Genomic DNA, 6,154 nt, shown 5'->3' with positions numbered 1-6,154 from the left:
ACCATGTCGCACTTGTTCAGGAACACGATGATGTAAGGCACGCCCACCTGGCGGGCCAGCAGGATGTGTTCACGGGTCTGGGGCATGGGGCCGTCAGCGGCCGAGCATACCAGGATGGCGCCGTCCATCTGGGCGGCACCGGTGATCATGTTCTTCACATAGTCGGCGTGGCCGGGGCAGTCCACGTGGGCGTAGTGGCGGTTGGCCGTTTCGTATTCCACGTGGGCGGTGTTGATGGTGATGCCGCGGGCCTTTTCTTCAGGCGCTGCATCGATCTGGTCGTAGGCCTTGGCTTCGCCGCCAAACTTGGCCGACAGCACCGTGGCGATGGCCGCCGTCAGTGTGGTCTTGCCGTGGTCCACGTGACCGATGGTGCCCACGTTGACGTGGGGCTTGGTGCGTTCAAACTTACCTTTTGCCATTTTCAGTTCTCCAAAAGAGCGATGCCTGTGTAGTGGTTTAACGTCTGCATCCGATTGCTGATTCGCCCTGCACAGGCAACGGGGCGGCACCGGATCGCAGATTGCAAAAACAATTTGCTATTCAATCAATAGCTTCTAGCGCTTTCTGGATAAGGGCTAGAGGCCTTTTTTAATCAAATTCAACCTAGTCAGAGGGAACAGATCAGCGAAGCTGGTTGACCCCAAGACCTGGTCAGAGGGGACAGAGCAGCAAAGCTGGTCTGTCCCCTAGGACTTATTTTGCCCGTGCAGCCATGATGGCTTCCGACACGTTGCGAGGTGCTTCGCTGTAGTGCTTGAATTCCATCGAGTACGTGGCGCGACCTTGCGTTGCGGAACGCAGCGTGGTCGAGTAGCCGAACATTTCCGACAGAGGCACTTCGGCCTTGATGGCCTTGCCGCCGCCAGGAATGTCTTCCATGCCCTGCACCATGCCGCGACGGCTGGACAGGTCGCCCATCACGTTGCCGGCGTAGTCTTCAGGCGTTTCCACTTCCACGGCCATCATGGGTTCCAGGATGACCGGGTTGGCCTTGCGGCAGCCTTCCTTGAAGCCGAAGATGGCAGCCATCTTGAACGCCAGTTCGTTCGAGTCCACATCGTGGTACGAACCGAAGTGCAGCGTGACCTTGACGTCCACCACGGGGTAGCCGGCCAGCACGCCTTGCGTGACGGCTTCGTTGATACCCTTTTCCACGGCCGGGATGAATTCGCGAGGAACCACACCGCCCTTGATGGCGTCGACGAACTCGATGCCCTTGCCGGCTTCGTTGGGTTCGATCTTGAGCACAACGTGACCGTACTGGCCCTTACCACCGGACTGGCGCACGAACTTGCCTTCGGCCTCTTCCACCGTCTTACGGATGGTTTCGCGGTAGGCCACCTGGGGCTTGCCCACGTTGGCTTCCACACCGAATTCACGCTTCATGCGGTCAACAATGATTTCCAGGTGCAGCTCGCCCATGCCGGCGATCAGCGTCTGGCCCGACTCTTCGTCGGTCTTGACGCGGAACGATGGATCTTCGGCAGCCAGACGCTGCAGCGCGATGCCCATCTTTTCCTGGTCGGCCTTGGTCTTGGGTTCGACAGCCTGCGTGATCACGGGCTCGGGGAACACCATGCGCTCCAGAATGATCGGCGAGTCGATGTCGCTCAGCGTTTCGCCGGTGGTCACGTCCTTCAGGCCCACGCAGGCAGCGATGTCGCCGGCGCGGATTTCATCCACTTCGACGCGGTCGTTCGCCATCATCTGCACGATACGGCCGATACGCTCTTTCTTGCCCTTGACCGAGTTGAAGACGGTGTCGCCCTTGGTCAGCACGCCCGAATAAACGCGCACGAAGGTCAGCTGACCAACGAACGGGTCGGTCATCAGCTTGAAGGCCAGTGCCGAGAACTTCTCGCCGTCATCGGCCTTGCGGCTGACAGGCTGCTCGTCTTCATCGGTACCCGTCACGTCCGGAATGTCCGTCGGTGCTGGCAGGTAGTCGATCACGGCGTCCAGCATGCGCTGCACGCCCTTGTTCTTGAACGCCGTGCCGCACAGCATCGGGTGAATTTCGGTCGCGATGGTGCGCTGGCGCAAGCCCGCCTTGATTTCTTCTTCGCTCAAGCTACCTTCTTCCAGGTACTTGTTCATCAGCTCTTCAGAGGCTTCAGCCGCAGCTTCCACCATCTTTTCGCGCCATTCATTGGCGGATTCCACCAGGTCAGCAGGGATCTCCTGGTACTCGAACTTCATGCCTTGCGAAGCTTCGTCCCAGATGATGGCCTTCATCTTCAGCAGATCGACCACGCCCTGGAACTTGTCTTCGGCACCGATCGGGATCACCACGGGCACGGGGTTGGCCTTCAGGCGCAGCTTCATCTGGTCATAGACCTTGAAGAAGTTGGCACCGGTACGGTCCATCTTGTTCACGAAAGCCAGGCGAGGCACCTTGTACTTGTTGGCCTGGCGCCAGACGGTTTCCGACTGGGGCTGCACGCCACCCACGGCGCAATACACCATGCAGGCGCCGTCGAGCACGCGCATGGAACGCTCGACTTCAATCGTGAAGTCCACGTGGCCGGGGGTGTCGATGATGTTGAAGCGGTGCTCGGGGTAGGACAGGTCCATGCCCTTCCAGAAGCAGGTCACGGCAGCCGAGGTGATGGTGATGCCGCGCTCTTGCTCTTGCTCCATCCAGTCCGTGGTGGCTGCGCCGTCATGCACTTCGCCCAGCTTGTGGGTCACGCCGGTGTAGAACAGGATACGTTCGGTGGTGGTGGTCTTGCCAGCGTCAATGTGGGCCGAGATACCGATGTTGCGGTAGCGCTCAATGGGGGTCTTGCGAGCCATGGTGGGTCCTTGGATGGGTCGTGTTATTCAGGGGGCGGGCCCAGCATTCTGGCGCTGCAACCCGTCAATTTTGTGACCGCCTCAATCGCCACAAGGCTGCAGGCAAAAATGCCGGCAGCCTTGCGATAGACGACGAGAGCGATCCGTCGGTTTAGAAGCGGAAGTGGCTGAACGCCTTGTTGGCTTCGGCCATGCGGTGCACTTCGTCACGCTTCTTCATGGCGCCGCCACGGCCTTCAGTGGCTTCGAGCAGTTCGTTGGCCAGACGCTGGGCCATCGACTTTTCGCCACGCTTGCGGGCGGCTTCCTTGATCCAGCGCATGGACAGGGCCAGGCGACGGACAGGACGCACTTCCACTGGCACCTGGTAGTTGGCACCGCCGACGCGGCGGGACTTCACTTCGACCATGGGCTTGACGTTGTTGATGGCAACGGTGAAAGCTTCCAGCGGGTCTTTATCGGGGTGCTTCTTCTCGATCAGTTCCAGGGCACCGTAAATGATGCGCTCTGCAACCGCTTTTTTGCCGCCTTCCATGATCACGTTCATGAATTTGGACAGCTCTACATTGCCGAACTTGGGATCCGGCAGGATTTCACGTTTGGGGACTTCGCGACGACGTGGCATTTTTTCACCTCATTCTTGCTTCAGTTGGCATCTTTTCAGACACCGCGAGAGCCATTCTGGACTCCCACTTACTCGACCCACGCAGACATTTGCGCTTGGGGTCACTACGCTGCATCACCGCGCCACGCGGGAAACAGCACCTTGTATCTCGATCAACCGCAGGCTTATTTGGCCTTTGGCTTCTTGGCACCGTACTTGGAGCGCGACTGCTTGCGGTCTTTCACGCCTTGCAAGTCGAGCGAACCGCGCACGATGTGGTAACGCACACCGGGCAAGTCCTTGACACGACCGCCGCGAACCAGCACGACGCTGTGTTCCTGCAGGTTGTGGCCTTCGCCGCCGATGTAGGAAATGACTTCGAAGCCATTGGTCAGGCGAACCTTGGCGACCTTCCGCAGAGCGGAGTTAGGCTTCTTTGGCGTCGTGGTGTACACACGGGTGCACACGCCACGGCGCTGTGGAGAGTTTTGCATCGCGGGGCTCTTGGAGTTGGTCGTTTCGACCTGACGCCCCTGACGCACGAGCTGGTTAATGGTTGGCATGAATACGTCCCTAAACGTGAAATGCTTCGTGAAAGCGAAAACGTGAATCCCTTCGGAAATTCCGAAAAGCCTTCTAATGTAGCAGGGCAGCCCGCAATGGGCAAGCCCTGCCCCGCTTACCCCCGACGTTCTGGCGCCTGCTTGATGGGCACGAATTACGGTCAAATCGGGGTTTTGCGCTTTTGGGCAAAGCGCTGACAGCTATCTTTTTTGACATGCTGCAGCGCAACCCAGTTATTTGATCCAGAGCCGGATCGCATCCCAGGCGCGGCCCATGATGCCGGCTTGCTCGACACCGTCCAGCGCCACCAGCGGCACTTCGACCAGCGGCTGATCCCCCAGCACGACCTTGAGCGAGCCAATCGCCTGGCCCTTGGTGAAGGGCGCCACCAGCGGGTCCTGGCGCACGATCTGCGTGGTGACCTTGCCGGCGCTGCCCGAAGGCACAGCCACCACGACGGCCTGGTCGCGGCCAATGCGGATGGTGCTTTCCTTACCCTTCCACACTGCGGGCGTGGCCACGGGCTGGCCTGCATCGAACAGTTTGACGGCATCAAAGGCGGTGTAGCCCCAGTTCAGCAGCTTCTGGCTTTCGTTGGCGCGGGCGTTCTCGCTGGCGGTGCCGAGCACGATGGACAGCAGGCGGCGCTGGCCCACGCCGGGAAAGTCACGCTTGGATGTGGCCACCAGGCAGTAACCGGCGGCGGCGGTGTGGCCGGTCTTGAGTCCGTCCACGGTGGGGTCACGGAACAGCAGCGCGTTGCGGTTGTTGCCGTTCGAGGCAGGCGTGCCCGGGTAGCTGTACTGCTTGGTGGCGTAATAGTGCATGTACTCCGGGAAGTCTTTCATCAGCCGGGTGGCCAGGGTGGCCAAGTCGCGCGCCGTGGTGGTGTGGCCGGGTTCCGTCAGCCCCTCTGGATTTTTGTAGGCCGTGCCCTTCATGCCCAGGGCCTTTGCCTGGTCGTTCATGAGCTTGACGAAATTCTCGGCCGTGCCGCCCACGCCCTCGGCCAGTGCCATGGTGGCGTCGTTGCCCGACTGCACGATCATGCCTTTGAGCAGGTCATCCACCGGCACCTGCATCTTGGGGTCGATGAACATGCGCGAGCCGGGCATCTTCCAGGCGCGCACGCTCACGGGCAGCTTCTGCTCCAGCGTGATTTTTTTGGCGCGCAGCGCATCGAACACCAGATAGCCCGTCATGAGCTTGGTGAGCGAGGCCTGCTCGACCGGCGCATCGATGTCTTTCGCCGCCAGCACCTGGTTGGCCGTCACATCGACCAGCATGTAGGTGCGTGCGGCGATCTCGGGGGGCTGGGGCGCCTGGGCGTGGACAAAGAAAGCAGCGGGCGCGACCGCCGCAAAAAGGGCCAGGGATCGCAGCGCGGGCAAGATTCGTTTCATGGGGCAGGAATAAATGGGGCGCAAGGCCCGGGGATGGAAAAAAACAAACCGGTGAGGCCAGGAAGGAGAGCCATGGGTGCGCACGCACCGCAGCCGCAGCCATGACCGGGCCTCACGGCACGGACTGGAGGTGGCGCACCACCAGATTTTTCAGCAACGTCAATTGTCCGTGAAAGAAATGGCCGCCACCGGGGACGACTGTGACAGGCAGTATCTGGGGCCGCGCCCAGTCGAGCACGGCCGACAGCGGCACGGTGTCGTCCTGCTCGCCATGCAGCACCAGGGTGCGCAGGTGGGCCTCGGGCGGCACGGGGGCCACCGTGAAGCGGCTTGCTGCGGTGCCGACCAGCACCGCCTGCACCACCTCGCGCTCAGCCCACAGGGCGGCCAGGGCGTGGCTGGTGACAAAGGCGCCAAACGAGAAGCCGGCCAGCGCAATCGGCCCCTGGGGCGCCACCTGCTGCACCACGGCCAGCAGGTCCTGCAACTCGCCACGCCCCTCGTCGTGCACGCCAGCGCTGGCGCCCACGCCGCGAAAGTTGAAGCGCACCGTGGTCCAGCCGCATTGGGTAAAGGCGCGCGCCAGGGTCTGCACCACCTTGTTGTCCATGGTGCCGCCAAACAGTGGATGGGGGTGGGCAATGATGGCCACGCCACGGGGGGCCGCGCCATCGGGCAGGGACGCCGCATCGCGCGCCGCCTCGATGGCACCGGCGGCGCCGGTCAGCGCCAGGCGTTCGGTTTGTGCATTCACGGGTTGCTACTCATTCAATAGCTACTAGCG

The 6,154-nt window shown here is 61.4% G+C and carries 6 protein-coding genes; all 6 read right to left on the bottom strand.

Annotated features, from left to right (window positions below; genetic code table 11):
- Window positions 1-422 (bottom strand): GTP-binding protein (locus tag J8G26_RS02410; RefSeq protein ID WP_210567784.1); only part of this gene is annotated, 422 nt, incomplete at its 3' end.
- Between the two features lie 274 nt (window positions 423-696).
- A complete protein-coding gene (gene fusA, locus J8G26_RS02405) occupies window positions 697-2,799 on the bottom strand; it encodes an elongation factor G (RefSeq protein WP_087743102.1) in 2,103 nt (700 codons plus the stop codon).
- 151 nt (window positions 2,800-2,950) lie between these two features.
- Window positions 2,951-3,424, bottom strand: coding sequence for a 30S ribosomal protein S7 (gene rpsG / locus J8G26_RS02400; RefSeq protein ID WP_005798541.1), 474 nt, complete (start codon window positions 3,422-3,424; stop codon window positions 2,951-2,953).
- A gap of 164 nt (window positions 3,425-3,588) precedes the next feature.
- Window positions 3,589-3,966 (bottom strand): 30S ribosomal protein S12, encoded by a 378-nt coding sequence (rpsL, locus tag J8G26_RS02395; protein WP_024813771.1) that lies wholly within the window; start codon window positions 3,964-3,966, stop codon window positions 3,589-3,591.
- 234 nt (window positions 3,967-4,200) lie between these two features.
- Window positions 4,201-5,370: a D-alanyl-D-alanine carboxypeptidase family protein gene (locus J8G26_RS02390; protein ID WP_210567783.1), complete on the bottom strand. Its 1,170-nt coding sequence runs from the start codon at window positions 5,368-5,370 to the stop codon at window positions 4,201-4,203.
- Window positions 5,371-5,482: 112 nt separating this feature from the next.
- Window positions 5,483-6,124 (bottom strand): alpha/beta fold hydrolase, encoded by a 642-nt coding sequence (locus tag J8G26_RS02385; protein ID WP_210567782.1) that lies wholly within the window; start codon window positions 6,122-6,124, stop codon window positions 5,483-5,485.
- Window positions 6,125-6,154: the final 30 nt, after the last annotated feature.

This window comes from Acidovorax sp. JG5, from assembly GCF_017939685.1.
In the GTDB taxonomy this organism is placed as follows: Bacteria; Pseudomonadota; Gammaproteobacteria; order Burkholderiales; family Burkholderiaceae_C; genus Acidovorax.
The sequence above is the reverse complement of the archived record's forward strand: the minus strand, read 5'-3'. Positions and strand labels throughout refer to the sequence as shown.